This window comes from Methanococcoides mangrovi, from assembly GCF_052057775.1.
Taxonomy (GTDB): Archaea; Halobacteriota; Methanosarcinia; order Methanosarcinales; family Methanosarcinaceae; genus Methanococcoides.
In genome coordinates this window covers 1254477-1272001 of sequence record NZ_CP195121.1, presented here as the reverse complement: position 1 = coordinate 1272001, position 17525 = coordinate 1254477, and the positions used below count along the sequence as shown (strand labels likewise).

General features: G+C 40.6%; 14 protein-coding genes and 3 pseudogenes. 13 read left to right on the top strand and 4 right to left on the bottom strand.

The features are described from left to right. Positions 1-6: 6 nt before the first annotated feature. The 4 genes from ACR3I3_RS06560 to ACR3I3_RS06545 all read left to right on the top strand — a co-directional run bounded on the left by ACR3I3_RS06560 (position 7) and on the right by ACR3I3_RS06545 (position 3099). Complete coding sequence (locus ACR3I3_RS06560) at positions 7-294, top strand: hypothetical protein (RefSeq protein ID WP_440951470.1); 288 nt, start codon at positions 7-9, stop codon at positions 292-294. 299 nt (positions 295-593) lie between these two features. Then, complete coding sequence (locus tag ACR3I3_RS06555; protein WP_440951469.1) at positions 594-1577, top strand: hypothetical protein; 984 nt, start codon at positions 594-596, stop codon at positions 1575-1577. Between the two features lie 138 nt (positions 1578-1715). Next, positions 1716-2141 (top strand): universal stress protein, encoded by a 426-nt coding sequence (locus tag ACR3I3_RS06550; protein WP_440951468.1) that lies wholly within the window; start codon positions 1716-1718, stop codon positions 2139-2141. A 4-nt stretch (positions 2142-2145) separates the two neighbouring features. After that, positions 2146-3099 carry a tyrosine--tRNA ligase gene (locus tag ACR3I3_RS06545; RefSeq protein ID WP_440951467.1) on the top strand — a complete coding sequence of 318 codons (954 nt, stop codon included), beginning with the start codon at positions 2146-2148 and terminating at the stop codon, positions 3097-3099. Positions 3100-3566: 467 nt separating this feature from the next. Here the strand turns inward: ACR3I3_RS06545 and ACR3I3_RS06540 are convergent, their stop codons facing one another. Next, complete coding sequence (locus ACR3I3_RS06540; RefSeq protein WP_440953766.1) at positions 3567-4217, bottom strand: methyltransferase cognate corrinoid protein; 651 nt, start codon at positions 4215-4217, stop codon at positions 3567-3569. A 26-nt stretch (positions 4218-4243) separates the two neighbouring features. Beyond that, positions 4244-5698, bottom strand: a pseudogene (mttB, locus tag ACR3I3_RS06535) ([trimethylamine--corrinoid protein] Co-methyltransferase). Positions 5699-6219: 521 nt separating this feature from the next. On the opposite strand from mttB (ACR3I3_RS06535), the gene ACR3I3_RS06530 reads away from it, so the two are divergent. The 9 genes and pseudogenes from ACR3I3_RS06530 to ACR3I3_RS06490 all read left to right on the top strand — a co-directional run bounded on the left by ACR3I3_RS06530 (position 6220) and on the right by ACR3I3_RS06490 (position 14598). Further along, positions 6220-7032, top strand: coding sequence for a helix-turn-helix transcriptional regulator (locus tag ACR3I3_RS06530; RefSeq protein WP_440951466.1), 813 nt, complete (start codon positions 6220-6222; stop codon positions 7030-7032). Continuing rightward, a complete protein-coding gene (locus ACR3I3_RS06525) occupies positions 7029-7808 on the top strand; it encodes a helix-turn-helix transcriptional regulator (protein WP_440951465.1) in 780 nt (259 codons plus the stop codon). The genes ACR3I3_RS06530 and ACR3I3_RS06525 overlap by 4 nt, the downstream gene beginning before the upstream one ends. A gap of 486 nt (positions 7809-8294) precedes the next feature. Beyond that, the gene (locus ACR3I3_RS06520) at positions 8295-8945 is read left to right on the top strand and encodes a corrinoid protein (protein ID WP_440951464.1); all 651 of its coding nucleotides are present in this window, start codon (positions 8295-8297) and stop codon (positions 8943-8945) included. Between the two features lie 14 nt (positions 8946-8959). Then, a pseudogene (gene mtbB / locus ACR3I3_RS06515) lies at positions 8960-10348 on the top strand ([dimethylamine--corrinoid protein] Co-methyltransferase). Positions 10349-10420: 72 nt separating this feature from the next. After that, on the top strand, positions 10421-11482 hold the full coding sequence (locus tag ACR3I3_RS06510; RefSeq protein ID WP_440951463.1) for a hypothetical protein: 1062 nt from the start codon (positions 10421-10423) through the stop codon (positions 11480-11482). Positions 11483-11510: 28 nt separating this feature from the next. Continuing rightward, positions 11511-11798 (top strand): hypothetical protein, encoded by a 288-nt coding sequence (locus ACR3I3_RS06505; protein ID WP_440951462.1) that lies wholly within the window; start codon positions 11511-11513, stop codon positions 11796-11798. A 299-nt stretch (positions 11799-12097) separates the two neighbouring features. Then, entirely contained in the window at positions 12098-13081 is a 984-nt protein-coding gene (locus ACR3I3_RS06500) for a hypothetical protein (RefSeq protein ID WP_440951461.1), read from the top strand. A gap of 133 nt (positions 13082-13214) precedes the next feature. Then, the gene (locus ACR3I3_RS06495) at positions 13215-13640 is read left to right on the top strand and encodes a universal stress protein (RefSeq protein WP_440951460.1); all 426 of its coding nucleotides are present in this window, start codon (positions 13215-13217) and stop codon (positions 13638-13640) included. 4 nt (positions 13641-13644) lie between these two features. Further along, complete coding sequence (locus ACR3I3_RS06490; protein WP_440951459.1) at positions 13645-14598, top strand: tyrosine--tRNA ligase; 954 nt, start codon at positions 13645-13647, stop codon at positions 14596-14598. 467 nt (positions 14599-15065) lie between these two features. Here the strand turns inward: ACR3I3_RS06490 and ACR3I3_RS06485 are convergent, their stop codons facing one another. Next, on the bottom strand, positions 15066-15710 hold the full coding sequence (locus ACR3I3_RS06485) for a methyltransferase cognate corrinoid protein (RefSeq protein ID WP_440951458.1): 645 nt from the start codon (positions 15708-15710) through the stop codon (positions 15066-15068). Positions 15711-15731: 21 nt separating this feature from the next. Next, positions 15732-17195: pseudogene (gene mttB / locus ACR3I3_RS06480) on the bottom strand ([trimethylamine--corrinoid protein] Co-methyltransferase). Between the last annotated feature and the right edge of the window lie 330 nt (positions 17196-17525).

Below are 17525 nucleotides of genomic sequence, written 5' to 3'. Positions count from 1 at the left end.
ATAAATATGACAACTTTACCTATGAAAACAAGACTTGTCCAGATTCTCTATGAAACTGGGGAAGGATGGGACTATGAGCTTATAAGCAAACTTCTTGCAGAATATGGAAAATCAGGCGATTACTGGAAATGGATGGCACGTTTCTGGATGACTGAACTTACTGCAGGTGGAATTTTCACTGTTAAGGATGTGGCTGCAGACGATGGTTCTCATTTCGCATCTGGAAAGGTTTTATACCAGTATGAAATGAGTGATTTTGGGAAAGCTCGTGTAAAAGAACTTCTGGAGGCTTAAAAATGTTCCACATTGAAGGAGTTTGGGCGTTTGCAGGTGCAGACTATGTATATCTGGCACTGATCCTGTTCCTGGACTTGCTGGCATTGTACATAGGACGTACATTTACTCGCAGGATATAAACATAATAAAAAGGCAGGCTTTTCCTGCCTTTTTAATAATTTGAAAATGGAGGTGTTTTTATGAATTCTGATCTGGAGTCGATCATTCGAAATGAAAACAAGAGCCGGGTTAGATGGGGGTTTATTTGGGCATTTACTTGTGCTGTTCTGTGGGGATTAGGTTATGTAGCTCTTAGTATGTTATGGATAGTCCCGCCTTATGGCGAATTCTTAATATTCCCTGAAGGTCCCACAGGTTTCCTCGTTGCAACCGTCTGTATTACTTCTGCGATGGCCATAGTGTTCTCAATAGTTACTGGAATTGTATGGTCCGGAAGCATGGGTAAGTTTGCAGATCTGCCACGAACACTTCGGGCATATAGGATCTCTAAATGGTATGCTTTTGCCGCAGCTTTTGGTGGTCCAATTGCAATATTTGGTTCAACGATTGCAATAGGGTATGTTGGTGGTGCTTTTGCAGCATCTGCTGCTCTTCTTTGTAGTGTCGTCGGTGCTTTTGCTGCAAAAGTATGGTATGGCGAGAGCATTACCAGAAGAGCCTGGATGGGCATAGGTATGATTATCCTTGGTGGCATCTTTATCTGGAATCCTTCTCAGATGATGGTCGAGATAATGAATCCTGCATCACCTGATGGTGTGTGGATAGGTTATCTTGGGGGTCTTATGTCTGCTATAGGTTGGGGCCTTGAAGGTGCTATTGCAGCTCGTGTGCTGGATATGACTGATGCGGATACTGGTCTTGTTATCAGGTTCATTGCCGAGTCATTGATCTGGCTATTTGTACTAATTCCAGTCTCGATGATCGTTTTTGGTTTTGATGTAATGTTGACCGCATTGTTGGGAACATTTACGAGTATATCTTTCCTTATATGGATGACAATTTCAGCATTGTCTCTTGGTGTTTGTTATATAGCTCTGTACAAATCCTATCCTCTTATTGGAGTAGGCCGTGGTTTGAGCATTAGTACACTCTATGTGCCTTTTGCCATCCTTGGATTGTCTGTTTTCATGGGCGTTCCTATTGGGTGGTGGATCATTATCGGTGCAAGCATTGCAATTGTAGGCACTTTTGTGATGTACTGGGATAGTGGTGGCGATTCACTATTGGAATGTACTCGTGATTGCAAACCTGCTCTTGATGATGTTAAGAGGGGTAAATAAACGACATGACTGGCCATGAATCAAAGGATCTAACTTTACATGGCTGACCATACAAAGAAAATTGAATTTTATTGAGGGACAAATTTTATCCCTTGTTTTTGAAATATTTGTAGACTTAAAAGATAGTGGGGTTATATAATGAACAAAATTTTGATAGCAACCGATGGTTCAGAGAATGTTAAGAATGCGATTTCTTATGGTATCGAAATTGCAAAAGCTACTGGTTGCAAGGTACATGCAGTGTATGTTGTTTCTGATGAGCATGCTGAGGTCGCACGAAGGGATCTGGGTTTTGCAAAGGCAATTGAGGAACATCTTTCTGATATTGGAAAACGTGCAACTGAAGATATCGAAGAAGCCGGCAAGGAAACTGGAATCAAAGTGGAGTCTGTGCTGCTAAAAGGCAGGCCCGTTGAAGAGATCATAGATTATGCAAAGAAAAATGATGTTGATATGATAGTGATGGGCACACTGGGTTTAACCGGGGTGGAGAGATTATTGATAGGCAGTGTGGCAGAGAATGTTGTCAGGCATTCCAAAGTGCCAGTATTAGTTGTTAGGTGAAGAAATGGATGGAATTGATCTGATAAAAAGAAATGTGCAAGAGGTAGTAACTGAAGAGGAACTTGAATCCCTGCTTAATGAAAAAGAGCACCCTACGGCATATGTGGGGTATGAACCAAGTGGTAAGATCCATTTGGGTCATGTTCTGACCGTGAACAAACTGCTGGATCTTCAAAATGCCGGATTCGAGATCACTGTATTACTGGCTGACCTGCATGCATATATGAACCAGAAAGGTACTCTGGAAGAGGTACGTGAGGTTGCAGACTATAACAAGCGCTGCTTCATTGCTCTTGGTCTTGATCCTGAGAAGACAAGATTTGTTTATGGTACTGACTTCCAGCTGGATCCTGAGTATATGTTAAATGTACTGAGGCTCACATGCTCTGCATCCCTTAGCAGAGCAAGGAGGAGCATGAATGAGGTCGGGCGCAAGATGGATGATCCAAAGGTCTCCCAGATGGTGTACCCAATGATGCAGGCAGTTGATATTGCCATGCTTGGGGTTGATGTGGCAGTTGGCGGCATTGACCAAAGGAAGATCCACATGCTCGCAAGAGAAGGCTTGCCCGGACTTGGATATAAGGCACCACTGTGCATACATATTCCAATTCTGCTTGGACTGGATGGCACGAAAATGGCATCCTCAAATGATAACTACATATCCGTGGATGATACAGAAGATTCCATATCAAGAAAGCTCAAAAAAGCATTCTGTCCGGCAGGTGTTGCTGAGGATAATCCAGTGCTTCAGTTGTTCAGGTACCACATATTCCCTCGGTATGAGGAAGTTGTCATCAAAAGACCTGAGAAATATGGTGGCAATCTTTCATTCAATGATTATTGGGAACTTGAGTCTGCGTTTTTAGATGAAGCACTCCATCCCAGGGACTTGAAGAATTGCGCTGTACAATATATGAATGATATTCTGGAGCCTGTGAGGAAAGTATTGCAGTAAACGAAATCCACTATATTATGTGGATTTTTTCTTTTTTTGATATTCAGGCTTTGTGGAATTATTCTTCAATTCCACTTAGATTTGTTTGATTTCAGGATAGCATTTTGGATACTAAGATTTGTCAAAGAGTAACTGAATTCTAATTGGTGGTATTAACTCTTTCTTGTACATAAGTGTGATAATAAGAGTGTGGAGCATTGTTCTGGATATCTATAAATTCTACTCCACATACTTCTTCTTGAATATTTGGTAAATTTATAGTTTCTTTCACCATAGTAGTAACTCTTAATTAAAAAATCAATTGAATGTGTCTGATTTTATAAATCAGTGGAAACCCCCCTCATATCGTTTTTCAGGAATGTGATGAAATGGGGGTTGTAAAACAATCTGCTATATGAGGGGGGAGTTGAGGAGTTGTCAGAAAATGGCAGATACGTTCAGAATGAATTGATCTTGATTCATGACTATTATGCAAACAGTGCCTTCAGTTTGACAACTGCATCGTTTGCATTTTCGGCGTAGACATCTGCACCGATCATGTCTGCCCAGTCCTGGGTAACTGGTGCACCGCCGACCATTGTCTTTACAGAGTCACGAAGACCGGCTTCCTTGAGCTGCTCTTCGATCTGCATCTGACTGATCATGGTTGTGGTCATGAGTGCGGAAGAACCTACTGCAAGTGGCTGGTGTTCCTTGACTGCAGCGACGTAGTCTGCAATTGGTACGTCCCTACCGAGGTCAATGACCTGAAATCCAGCGATCTTGAGCATTGTTGCAACGATGTCCTTTCCTATTGTGTGGATATCACCCTCGATTGTACCTATTGCGATCTTACCCTTGCTCTCGGTTTCTCTGCCCTGCTTTTCAATAACGGGAGCAAGGACCGCAACACCAGCACTCATCGTTTCGGATGCTGCAATGACGTGTGGAAGGAAAAGGGTACCCTGCTCGAACTGGTCACCGACTTCGTTCATACCTGTGGTAAGACCATCCTCAATAAGGGATACTACATCGACACCTGCGTCGATTGCTTCCTGACATACTTCTTCTACTGCTTCGTCATCGAAATCCATGACTGCAGCTTTTGCTTTTGCATTAATTTGATCCTGTGTAACTATTATAATACCTTTTTTATCAATTAATTTCATGCAACCATTTTGTCAACTTTTGCAACAATTGCCTTCATATCCTTCAGTATATCAGCATCAATTGGTTTGACCTCATGGTTTTGTAGTATGTCTACTACCTTATCATGTGCTGCACTTGCAAGATCCTTCGATCCGGCCTTCTCCCACTCACCGATCATTTGCCTGTTAATAATGTCTGGATGGGATGGCAGATCTATATTCTTCATTGTGGATTTGTGTGAAATGAAGTGGCCACCATGTCCTACTTTTTTGATAGCTTCATATGCAAGTGTTTCTTCTGTCATAGGAATTCCATTTCTGGATTTCATTATCATTCCGATGAAATCATTGTCCATTATAAGTTGCTCAAGCGAAAATGTCATTCCAAGTTCAAGCATACCTGCTCCATAGACCACACTGGCGCCGGCATATGCGGGGATAAGTCCGGTAATGGTTTTCTCATGACCGGCCTGTGCATCAGGTAATTTGGAATCTGACTAGGAACCTGCAACAAGGCTGGGTAGTTTATAGTACTGTGCCAGCTGTGCAACACCTGCACTTAGAATTCCCAGTTCCGGTGAACCAACAGGTGCAGTGCCCTCTTTCATATCAAATCCTGTTGTCGAACTTCCATAAATTGTAGGGTGACCTGGTTTGAAAAGTTGTGTCACAACAAGGCCTGCAAGCACTTCGGCATTATGGGTTACAAGGGTTCCTGCTGGATAAACCGATGATGATGCAGCACTCATCGCCATACTTAAAACCATCATGGGAATGTCATGCTTGGTTGCCTGGAGAGCCACTTCACAAATCATATAGTCGAGTTCCAGGGGGCTGGTCGGACAGCCTCCAAGCATGAAGATTGGCTTCTTACGAGCTTCTTCTTCATCTCCACCATAAAATGTTTTGATTAGCTCAAAATAATATGGGACTTTGTCAGCTTCTGGGTCCGTAAGGAAATGTTTTGAAGTATTTTCCACAAGTGTCATTATTTCGTGCATTGATCTGCAGACGGGTTTGCCAGCGATATCCATCGCTGACACTGGGGAAGTGAGCCAATCCACATTTGATGCCCAGTCTGTAACCTTAGCGATATTCGCAAGGTCTTGCAATGTGCTGTCTCTTATGTCATAGTTGTTGGGTCCCTTGTAATCGGCTACTTTTGTCCCGACACCAAAAGTCATCCAGTTGACTTTCTTTCCGTCGCTTGATAAATTGACAGTGTTCTTTTCATCACGGCCACACAAATCAAATGATGAAGGGGCAGTTTCTATTGCTTTTTCGACAAGTTCTTCAGGGAACCTGACAACCATGGTTTCATCATTGACCTCACAACCATTTTCTTTGAGAATTTTTCTTGCTCCTTCGTGAGCAATTATTATTCCTGGATCTGCCAGTACTTGAAGAGTGGTCTGATGAATTGCGTTGATTCCTTCTTCTGTGAAGAGTTGAAATTTGAATCCATTTGTCATTTGTTCATTTCCCATTTTTTTCACTTCCTTTTTAGGATAAAATTCTCAGCATTGCCACTCATCGTTACACTAGTGGTTTTAGAAGAGAGTTTTTCACGTTGAGGTCATTTTTACTTAACCTCTAATAAATCAAAAGCATCTCTTGTATAAAGGAAGTCTGATTATGCGAATCAAGGAAATAATTTCTTTTTCAGTAATAACTTCTTCATCGACAGAATTGTTCTTTTGAATTGAAAATGTTCTTTCGAGATACAAATGTTCATTTATTAGTATCTCTTTGCCACTATATAGCAATATAAAAATAAAATAAACAGAAAGCTTGGCCAATCTTTTCAAAATTATATATTGTTAACAATGTTGCTCACCGGAAATTAATTATATTAACATACATTATATCTTAAAAGCGTAAAAATAGCCAAAAACTTCAAAAAACAATACGCATTAAGCTTTTATAAATACTCCTACAATGTGATAGTAATTTTGTTATGAAATAAGACCGAAATGAAAATCGTTTTGATATTATGCATCCCGAAATTTATAAAACTATATGGTTTTCTGAAAGGAGACAAAAATTACTGTATTTTATCGAAAAAGGTCCTGCTAATATTGATAAAATCAAAAGTGAATTTGGTCTTAATTCACGATTGATAGTTCCCGATCTGAAAAAGTTGAAAAAACAAAACATCATAGTCGAAAATGATTGTGAATATAGCCTATCAAATATTGGGACATTAATCGTGGCGAATATGCACAAGTTAGCTAACATTTCAACCCTAATTGAAAAGAATCCAGATTTTTGGGAGCATATTGATTTAAGTTCCATCCCAAAAGAACTCTACCTAAGACTTGGAGACTTAAAAGAGTATAAATTAAACATATTCAAAATAGAAGATGCTTATGAGCCACCAACAGAGTTATTAGAAGCTGCTCATAAGTCGTCCGAAATAAATATATATATGCCCTTTTTTCCACCACAGTTTCCTGAACATTTTTTAAATCCTCTCGAAAGAGGAGTAGATATTTCCATCGTGCATACACCTAATTTTATTGAAAAATTTAATTCTATTTATCCATCCCTTCTGAAAAAATATCTTGACGCACCCAATGTTAAATTCTTTCAGTGTAATGCAAAATTGAACTATCCAATGTTAATTACTATGGACAATTTTCTATTAATGGGATTCTTTACGGAAAATGGTTCGTACTACCCGAATGAAATCACTAATAATAGTAAAGTTGCACTGAAATGGGGAAATGAACTTTTTGAATATTATATAGAACATTCTACCTCAATCAATAAGGAAACAATTCGTGGAATGGGGGCAAATTTATGAAACCATCGCCTGCTGACCTCTTAATGTATTCAGATAGAAGAAGAAAAGTCTTGATTTCATTATTTGATGGACCAAAAACTGAAAAAGAAATTCACGATATTCTCAAAACAGAGTGGTACCTGTTAAAACATTCCGCCAAAGAACTAAAAGACAGTGGATTAATAGCTAAACATGAATCAAAATTACACCTAACAAATATCGGAAAACTATTAATGGAAACTTCATATCCTCTGCTAAACTTATTGGATTTATTCGAAAGCAATAGCGAATACTGGATTGGAAGATATCTGGATGAGATCCCATTAAAACTACTAATGAGATTAGGAGAAATTGAGGAATATGAAATACTATATCCCGATATGGACTCTATTTTTGAACCTCTGAAATCCTTCGTAGAGAATGTTTCCAACTTACAATGTTTGCAAGCTATTTTAGTTGCTTTTAACCCGGAAAGCATCAAATTTCTTTTAAATAAAATTAATTTAGAAACTCAGGTAACGTTGATAATAACTGAGGGATATCTAGAAAAAATGAAATCAGTCCTTTCTAACGAACTAAATTCATTAATGGAATCAGACAATATTGAAATCTTTGTGCTTGATCAGAGTCATTTACCTTCCCATTTAATTATCACAGAAAATAAAGTGAAATTAATTATATACAACAATGATAAAATCTATGATTATAAAGAATTAGTTAGTTACAATCCAAAAGCAATAAATTGGGCCACCGAACTATTTATCTATTACAAATTTTTATCTCAAAAATTGGATTGAAATATCTTAATTTGTCTTTTCCACTTGTCGCATTTGTCTCTTGGAATTGTCCCTAATTTCCACAAAAAATCGACAAAAGCGATACAACCCCCCCACCAAATTAACCGTTTGCGACAAGTTTTTCCTATTGATCCAACCGTTCTTTTACATGAGCATTGAGAGTAAACGGTTTGTCAGCTTTAGCGTTCTGCTTCATGTAATGCAAAGTATTGCTATAAAGCAGCAAAGAGATACTAATAAATGAACATTTGTATCTCGAAAGAACATTTTCAATTCAAAAGAACAATTCTGTCGATAAAGAAGTTATTACTGAAAAAGAAATTATTTCCTTGATTCGCATAATCAGACTTCCTTTATACAAGAGATGCTTTTGATTTATTAGAGGTCAAGTAAAATGGCCTCAACATGAAAAATTCTCTTCTAAAGCTACTCGTATCATGATGAGTGGCAATGCTGAGAATTTTATCCTAAAAAGGAAGTGAAAAAATGGGAAATGAACAAATCTTTGAGCAACTTAAAAACTCAGTTTTAAATATCGATAAAGAGGCTGCAAGTGCCGCTGTTGCAGATGGCCTTGCTGCAGGAATTGACCCGATGGATTTGATCGAAAAAGGTTTTGCAGCAGGAATGGAAGCAGTTGGAGAAGAATTTGAGGCTGGAAAGCGCTTTCTTCCACAACTAATGCTATCTGCATCTCTCATGACAGAAGAGGTAGAGAACCTTAAAGCACAAATCTCTGGAAGTTCAGGATTAACTGAAAAAGTTGGAAGGGTTGTGTTGGGGGCTGTTGAAGGCGATGTCCATGACATCGGTAAAAACATTGTAAAGATATTTCTGAACGCAAATGGATTTGAGGTTTATGATCTTGGCCGGGATGTACTCCTATCTACTTTCATAGATAAAGCAGAAGAGGTGAATGCTGACATTATTGCAACATCTGCTCTTATGACATCGACCATGCAAGGTCAGGCTACTCTTGAAGAAATGTTGGCAGAAAAAAATCTGAAGGGCAAAATAAAAACAATGATTGGTGGAGCACCCTGTACTGAACACTGGGCAGAAAAGATTGGGGCAGATGCATACGCTGAAAGTGCAGCAGATGCTTTGGAAAAAGCGCTTAATATCATGTGTAAATGACGGAGGGTTAACTTATGACAACATCTTATCAAAGAATGGGAGACGGAAGACGCATCGAAATGACAAAGGAAGAGATAATAGCAGACATTGAAGATGCAACAAATCATGCAGCAGAAAGAGGTAATGTTCCAACCATTACTGATGATGAAAAAGAACATCTTTTGGAAATGTTCCTCAATCCTGCAACCATTGTGAGTACCAAACCTGAAAACAGGATTGTCTTTAGCTGTGATGCTGGAGACCAGTCCCTATTTGGAAACTATGGCGAATTTGGTGGCGTTGGAATTCCAATGGATGTTACGACTGCTAATTTGGTATTAGAAAGGGCATTTGGTCACGATGTAACTTCTGTAAATAATATGAATGCAACTTTCAAAGAGATCAAGCCTGTGTCTACTCAGATGCAACAGTTAATGGAAGATGTACTCACAAGAACCATTTGTCCACTGTTATATGCAGCTGCACCAAATCTTGGAATTTACTACAAACCGGATGGTCCTTATGAAAATGCAGGTGATCTTATTTCAGGAGGAAAAATCGAAGAGGGTATGAGAGAGTATGAATCAGCAATACCAGCATTGACAGAGGACATTGTCTGGGCTTCAGAAGCTGTTCTTAACCCGATTGGAACTGAATGTGTGAATATGGATACGTCTGCAGCGGCAGGAGATGGGGAACTTCTTGCTTGTCTGAAAGCCACTGAACAGATCAAGAAAAGGACAAAAGTCTCAGTCCTGATGGGAATGGCTAATGAATACGTTCTTGGCGTCCATGGTGGACTTCAATACGACGGAGTTAATTTGGCTGGTCTTTATCCACACGAACAGGTTAAAGTAGCTGAAAAAGCAGGTGTAGATATTTTTGGACCTGTATGCAACACAAATACACGAAAATCAACTCCCTGGAATGTTGCTAAAGCAGTGACATTAACAAAAGAGTGTGCAAAGGAAGCAAATATTCCAATACATGCAAATGTGGGAATGGGTGTTGCCGGGGTTCCTATGGTAGAGATTGCACCAGTTGATGCAGTATCAAGATGTGCTACAGCAATGGTAGAGATTGCTGGAGTTGATGGTATATAGGTAGGTATTGCTGATCCTTATTCAATGATTGGTGCAATTGGAATGGCTGTAGGTATGAATGGTATCAGAACTGCAGGTGATATGGTTTTGAGACTGGAAATGCAGGGAATGCAACTTAATGATGCTAAAAAATATGTTGCAAATAAACTTGACGTAGATGTTTTCGAACTTTCTGATGAACTGACTATGAAAGATGTCAGAGAAGAGCTCGATATTGGGACAGTAAGTTCGATACCAGGAAAAGCAAAAGGTCTGAAGGCTAAAGCAAACATTGCTGAAGTTCTTGACATTGAAATTCCTTGTGTGGACTTGTTGAGATGATTCTAAAATCAAACTGAAGTTTGTAGAGTTTTCACTTTACAAATTTCATTTAACGATTGAAGGAGTGGTTATATGTCTGATATTGAACAACTTATTAAAAAAGAAAATAAAAACCGTATAAAGTGGGGTTTCTTTGTTGCATTTCTTAGTGCAGTTCTCTGGGGTCTGGGATATGTAGCTTTAACTATGGTGTGGATGGTTCCCCCTTTTGACACTATGTCTGCATTTCCTGAAGGTGCAATGGGGATGATGGTAGGAACTGCCAGTATGCTTACAGTTCAGGTTACATTAGCACTTGTCCTCCTGGGCATATTTTATCTTGGTGGGACTGGTAAACTTGCAGATCTGCCAAAAACAATTCGCACATATAGTATAACCAAATGGTTTGCCCTTGCAGCAGTTTTTGGCGGTCCAATCGCAATCTATGGTACAACACTGGCAATTGGATATATTGGAGCTGCATTTGCAGCATCAGCTGCACTGTTATCGGCAGTAGTGGGAGCTTTTGTCGCTAAACTGTGGTATGGTGAAAATATTACCAGAAGAGCATGGATGGGCATCTCTATCATGCTGGTAGGTGGTGTCTTCATATTGAATCCTGTCCAGACTTATGCAGAGATCACAAATCCGGCAGCTCCGGCTGGACTATGGTTAGGATATCTTGGTGCAGTCGCATCATTTATTGGTTGGGGTATTGAGGGAGCTGTTGCCGGCCGTGTTATTGACCTGACTGATTCCGACAGTGGTCTGCATGCTCGTTTCTTTGCTGAGGTCTTGATCTGGCTCGTTATAATCTGGCCTATTTATGCATTACTTATTGGCCCGGCTGCTGTGATCACTGCTCTTAGTGCTGCAATTGGAAGTCCTTCTTTCCTGATCTGGCTTTCATTAGCAGTACTGTCAGCGGTCTTTGCGTATGTCTTTATGTGGAAATCCTATCCGCTTATCGGTGTTGGCAGGGGAATGAGTGTTTCAATGCTCTACGTTCTCTTTGCTATCATCGGATTATATGTCTTCATGGGTATCCCGACTGCCTGGTGGGTAGTTGCTGGTGCGATCATCGCAGTAGTTGGCATCTTTGTCATGTACTGGGACAGTGGTGAATCACTGCTTGAATCTACTCGTTCAGAATGATGGTTTGGAATAAAATGAGGTGATAAATATGACAACTTTACCTATGAAAACAAGACTTGTCCAGATTCTCTATGAAAACGGGGAAGGATGGGACTATGAGCTTATAAGCAAACTTTTTGCAGAGTATGGCAAATCAGGCGATTACTGGAAATGGATGGCACGTTTCTGGATGACTGAACTTACTGCAGGTGGAATTTTCACTGTTAAGGATGTGGCTGCAGACGATGGTTCTCATTTCGCATCTGGAAAGGTTTTATACCAGTATGAAATGAGTGATTTTGGGAAAGCTCGTGTAAAAGAACTTCTGGAGGCTTAAAAATGTTCCACATTGAAGGAGTTTGGGCGTTTGCAGGTGCAGACTATGTATATCTGGCACTGATCCTGTTCCTGGACTTGCTGGCATTGTACATAGGACGTACATTTACTCGCAGGATCTAAACAAAATAAAAAGGCAGGCTTTTCCTGCCTTTTTAATAATTTGAAAATGGAGGTGTTTTTATGAATTCTGATCTGGAGTCGATCATTCGAAATGAAAACAAGAGCCGGGTTAGATGGGGGTTTATTTGGGCATTTACCTGTGCTGTTATATGGGGTTTGGGTTATGTCAGCCTTTCTATGATATGGCTAGTCCCGCCGATTGGTGATTTTTTAATATTCCCTGAAGGTTCTGCAGGATTTCTTGTTGCCACAGTATGCATTACTGCTGCACAAGCACTCGCATTTTCAATAGTTCTTGGAATTGTATGGTCGGGGGGTATGGGTAAGTTTGCAGATCTGCCACGAACACTTTTCACTTATAATATCTCTAAATGGTATGCTTTTGCTGCTGCTCTTGGTGGTCCGATAGCAATTTTTGGCACAACACTTGCAATAGGATATGTTGGCGGCGCTTTTGCGGCATCTGCTGCCCTTCTTTGTAGTGTCGTGGGTGCTTTTGCTGCGAAAGTTTGGTATGGTGAGAACATTAGCAAAAGAGCTTGGGCGGGTATATGCCTGATCATTCTAGGTGGCATCTTCATCTTGAATCCTTCACAAATGATGACTGAGATAATGAACCCTGCATCACCTGATGGTCTTTGGCTTGGTTATCTTGGAGGGCTTATGTCTGCCATAGGTTGGGGTCTTGAAGGTGCTGTTGCAGCCCGTGTGCTGGATATAACCGATGCGGATACTGGTGTTGTTGTAAGGTTCATGTCGGAGTCACTTATTTGGTTAATTGTACTCATTCCGATTTCGATGATTATTTTCGGTTTTGATGTAATGGTAACAGCATTAGTGGGCACATTTACGAGTCCATCTTTCCTCATCTGGATGTTAATTGTATCATTAACTATGGGTGTTTGTTATATAGCTCTGTACAAATCCTATCCTCTTATTGGAGTAGGCCGTGGTTTGAGCATTGGTACACTCTATGTGCCTTTTGCCATCCTTGGATTGTCTGTTTTCATGGGCGTTCCTATTGGGTGGTGGATCATTATCGGTGCAAGCATTGCAATTGTAGGCACTTTTGTGATGTACTGGGATAGTGGTGGCGATTCACTATTGGAATGTACTCGTGATTGCAAACCTGCTCTTGATGATGTTAAGAAGGATGAATAAATTTGGATATTCAAGAAGACGCTAAGTACGTCGGTTTTGTTGATTTGTGAAATGCAAAAGTAAGTTCAATAATATGGACTGGAGTTAATTCTCCAGTTCTTATTATATTTTTAGAAAATAGGTGGGAGATATAATGAAAGATATTATGATAGCAACAGACGGTTCAGAGAATGTTAAGAATGCGATTTCTTATGGTATCGAAATTGCAAAAGCTACTGGTTGCAAGGTACATGCAGTGTATGTTGTTTCTGATGAGCATGCTGAGGTCGCACGAAGGGATCTGGGTTTTGCAAAGGCAATTGAGCAAAATCTTGCTGATGAAGGTAAACGTGCAACTGCTGATGTAGAAGAGGCCGGAAGGAGATTCAGCGTGGTGGTTGAATCCATATTGTTAAAAGGCAGACCGGTTGACGAGATCATCAATTATTCAGAGAAAAATGATGTTGATATGATTGTGATGGGCACACTGGGTTTGACCGGTGTAAAGAGATTATTGATAGGCAGTGTGGCAGAGAATGTTGTCAGGCATTCAAAGGTGCCAGTGTTAGTTGTTAGGTGAAGAAATGGATGGAATTGATCTGATAAAAAGAAATGTGCAAGAGGTAGTAACTGAAGAAGAACTTGAAGCCCTGCTTAATGAAAAGGAGCATCCTACAGCATATGTGGGGTATGAGCCAAGTGGTAAAATCCACTTGGGTCATGTTCTTACCGTGAACAAACTGCTGGATCTTCAAAATGCCGGATTCGGGATCACTGTATTGCTGGCTGATCTGCATGCATATATGAACCAGAAAGGTACTATGGAGGAGGTGCGTGAGGTTGCAGACTATAACAAGCGCTGCTTCATTGCTCTTGGTCTTGATCCTGAGAAGACAAGATTTGTTTACGGTACTGACTTCCAGCTGGATCCGGAGTATATGTTAAATGTACTGAGGCTCACATGCTCTGCATCCCTTAGCAGAGCAAGGAGGAGCATGAATGAGGTCGGGCGCAAGATGGATGATCCAAAGGTCTCTCAGATGGTATATCCAATGATGCAGGCAGTTGATATTGCCATGCTCGGGGTTGATGTGGCAGTTGGCGGCATTGACCAGAGGAAGATCCACATGCTCGCAAGAGAAGGCTTGCCCGGACTTGGATATAAGGCACCACTGTGCATACATATTCCAATTCTGCTTGGACTGGATGGCACGAAAATGGCATCCTCAAATGATAACTACATATCCGTGGATGACACAGAGGATTCCATATCAAGAAAGCTCAAAAAAGCATTCTGTCCGGCAGGTGTTGCTGAGGATAATCCAGTGCTTCAGTTGTTCAGGTACCACATATTCCCTCGGTATGAGGAAGTTGTCATCAAAAGACCTGAGAAATATGGTGGCAATCTTTCATTCAATGATTATTGGGAACTTGAGTCTGCGTTTTTAGATGAAGCACTCCATCCCATGGACTTGAAGAATTGCGCTGTACAATATATGAATGATATTCTGGAGCCTGTGAGGAAAGTATTGCAGTAAACGAAATCCACTATATTATGTGGATTTTTTCTTTTTTTGATATTCGGGCTTTGTGGAATTATTCTTCAATTCCACTTAGATTTGTTTGATTTCAGGATAGCATTTTGGATACTAAGATTTGTCAAAGGGTAGCTGAATTCTAATTGGTGGTATTAACTCTTTCTTGTACATAAGTGTGATAAAAAGAGTGTGGAGCATTGTTCTGGATATCTATAAATTCTACTCCACATACTTCTTCTTGAATATTTGGTAAATTTATAGTTTCTTTCACCATAGTAGTAACTCTTGCTTAAAAAATCACTTGAATGTGTCTGATTTTATAAATCAGTGGAAACCCCCTTCATATCGTTTTTCAGGAATGTGATGAAATGGGGGTTGTAAAACAATCTGCGATATGAGGGGGGAGTTGGGGAGTTGTCAGAAAATGGCAGATACGTTCAGAATGAACGTATCTTGATTCATGACTATTATGCAAACAGTGCCTTCAGTTTGACAACTGCATCGTTTGCATTTTCGGCGTAGATATCTGCACCAATCTTGTCTGCCCAGTCCTGGGTAACTGGTGCACCACCGACCATTGTCTTTACAGAGTCACGAAGACCGGCTTCCTTGAGCTGTTCTTCGATCTGGATCTGAAGGACCATGGTTGTGGTCATAAGTGCAGATGATGCAACCACATCGGCATCCTTTGCAGCTTCGATGTAAGAAGCAATTGCAACATCTCTGCCAAGGTCATTTATCTTGAAACCAGCGATCTTGAGCATTGTTGCAACGATGTCTTTTCCGATAGAGTGGATGTCACCCTCTATCGTTCCTAATGCAACGGTGCCGATGGATTCGGTTTTTTCTCCAGCTGCCTCAATTGCAGGTGTAAGTACATTGATGCCTGCAGTCATGGCTTCTGATGCAGCGATCAGATGTGGGAGGAACAGTTCACCAGCTTCAAACTTCTCTCCTGCTGCGTTCATTGCAACAGTAAATCCCTCTTCAATAACTTCAATTGGGTCAATTCCTGCTGCAAGAGCTTCTGCAGCAGCTTCTTCTGCCATTTCATCATCATATTCTTCAATAGCGGTTCTTGCCATTGTAATAATCTCTTCTTTTGTTGCCATTTTTCAACCTCATTTTTATATTTACATACTCTTTGCTGCTCTCTCGTCTGCTCTGTCAACTATTGCTTTCATATCCTTGAGAATATCCGAATCGATAGGAGCAACTTCATAATTTTGTAAGATATCAACAACTTTCTCATGGGCTACAGTAGCGATGTCCTTTGCACCAGCTCTGATCCAATCTCCACCCATATTCCTGTCAAATAATGCCGGATGGGATGGCAGTTCCACATTCCTGAGGGTGTCTTTGTGGGAAAGGAAGTTATTTCCAATACCTACCTTCTTGATGGACTTGTATGCTAATGTTTCCTCAGTTACGGGGATTCCATCTTTTGTTTTCTTGACCATGTCGATGATATCATTGTCAATGACAAGCTGTTCATGTGAGAAGGTCATTCCAAGCTCAAGCATACCTGCTCCATAGATCACACTTGAACCAGCATAAGCTGGAAGCATGCTTGTAAGGGTCTTCTCGTGTCCAATCTGTGCGTCAGGGATCTTGGAATCTCCCTAGGTACCAGCAACAACACAAGGAAGGCTGTAGTACTGTGCCAGTTTTGCAACACCTGAACTGATAAGTCCGAGCTCAGGAGATCCTACTGGTGCTGTACCTCCCTTTATGTCAAATGAAGTGGTTGAGCTTCCATACTGGGTAGGATGTCCTGGCTTGATCAGCTGCATGAGAACAACACCGGCAAGGCATTCTGCGTTATGTGTAACGAGTGTACCTGCCATGAATACAGGGGATGATGCTGCTGCCATAGCCATACTGAGGACCATCATTGGAATATCATACTCTGCAGCCTGGAATGCCATTTCACAGATCGCATGGTCAAGCTGTAATAGACTTGTTGGGCAACTTCCGATGGTGATCAATGACTTCTTCCTTGCCTCTTCTTCATCTCCGCCATAGTATGCTTTAACCAGTTCAAAATACTGATCGACCTTTTCCGGTTCCGGGTCTATCAGGGCATGTTTGGAAGTGTTCTGTAAAATCGTAAACACTTCATTCATACTCCTGTCCCTTGGTTCTCCTGCAAGATCCAGGGCTGAGACCGGACTACATACGTAATCAAGATTATTTGCCCAATCACAGACCTTCATTGCGTCGCCAATGTCTTTTAATGTGCTGTCACGATCTTCGTATTGTCCTGATTCTTTATAATCGGCCATTTTGACGCCAATTCCAAAGTTGATCCAATTAACTTCGGAACCATCACTCTTCAGCTCCACGGTATTTTTATCTTCACGTCCATAGATCGTATATGATTTTGGTGCTGTGCTTAATGCCTTTTCGACAAGATCTTCAGGGAATTTAACGACGAATGTTTCTTCATCCACTTCACAACCATTTTCCTTGAGGATCTTTCTAGCTCCTTCGTGGGCTACTCTCAATCCAGGTTCAGCCAACACTTGAAGGGTTGTTGCGTGGATTGCATCGATTCCTTCTTCTGTAAAAAGTTCAAAGTTGAATCCATTTGTCATATTCTTCACTTCCTTTTGTTTTTAACTATGAATTGCTGCCAAATAGCAACAAATCTGTTTAGGTCCATTTTCTTAGGCATGATCCAATTTCCAGTGTCGCCACTACTCATGTCAACATCTTCTCAGAATCTGAATCTTGCAAAGATTCATGCGGGAATGCCGCTTGTTATATAAAACTACTGCAGCTTTCTATATAGGATAAACTATGCTGCCGTCTCAGTATGATGTTTCCTTTTACTACGATTTGCTATTTGTAATGAATAGTTCTTTTTTTGAGCAGCTTTGTTCTTTTGCAAGTACCATGTGCCTTTGCAATAACCTTGTACCCAC